Origin of the sequence: Rhodopirellula maiorica SM1 (assembly GCF_000346295.1) — a bacterium.
GTDB classification, from domain to species: Bacteria; Planctomycetota; Planctomycetia; order Pirellulales; family Pirellulaceae; genus Novipirellula; species Novipirellula maiorica.
This window is the reverse complement of the sequence record NZ_ANOG01000938.1, coordinates 1-946: the sequence shown is the minus strand read 5'-3', so window position 1 is coordinate 946 and position 946 is coordinate 1. Positions and strand designations below refer to the sequence as shown.

Annotated in this window: 1 protein-coding gene; it reads left to right on the top strand. The window is 50.1% G+C overall.

Features of this window, described 5'->3' with window-relative positions; translation table 11 throughout:
* Positions 1-218: 218 nt before the first annotated feature.
* Positions 219-946: PP2C family protein-serine/threonine phosphatase (locus tag RMSM_RS29850; RefSeq protein ID WP_008706251.1), on the top strand; the 728-nt coding region annotated here is incomplete at its 3' end.

Sequence of the window (946 nt, the reverse complement as noted above, 5' to 3'; positions counted from 1 at the left end):
ATTCGATTTCTATTCGTTGCAATCGTCATGCCGAGCAATTGTCATGCCGATGCGACGCACGGCTGGAACAGATTTTGCTTGACGATTTAAGACCCTGCGAATGCTAGTTTAATGAGATCCGCGCATCTTCGTGGGCCGCTGATTGATCCCGCCTTGGATTGTCTAACCGTATCTCGCCTTTTTACTCCTGAGCCTCGCTCACGTAATGGAGCCGCTTCATGCATGGACAAATGGAAATCTTTGGTACGAGTGATATTGGACGTCAACGTAAGACAAACGAAGATCATTTCATGATCGCCGATCTATGTAAATCGATGCGAGTCCATTCGACAAGCTTGGCATTGGATCATCGCACTCGTTTATTCGGCGAAACGCAGGGACGGCTTTTGTTGGTTGCCGATGGTATGGGAGGACATGAATCCGGAGAACGTGCAAGTCAATTGGCGTTAGATGGAATTGTTGATTACGTGCTCAATACGCTCAGCTGGTATCTGCTGCACGACGACATTCACGAGGACGAGGATTTTCAGAAACACTTAAAGGCAGGATTGTTGAGTTGCCAACAACTGATCGAGCGCGATATTGCCTCGGCTCCTCAAAGACAAGGAATGGGATCCACCCTGACGATGGCCTACATCGCATGGCCACGGATGTTTGTCGTTCATGTGGGGGACAGTCGTTGTTATTTACTACGTGACGGCGAGATCAAGCAGCTGACACGTGACCATACCATGGCCGAAGCAGTGTTGGGGCACCATGAAACCAACGACTCCGAACCCGATCGCGAAGGTCCATTGACAAACATGTTGTGGAACGTTTTGGGCGGAAAGGACGAACCGCATCCCGATGCGGCGTCGTTTCATTTGCAAATCGGCGATGCGTTGGTGCTGTGCACCGATGGGTTAACCAAACATCTCAGTCGCAAACGCATTGCAGAACTCATCTC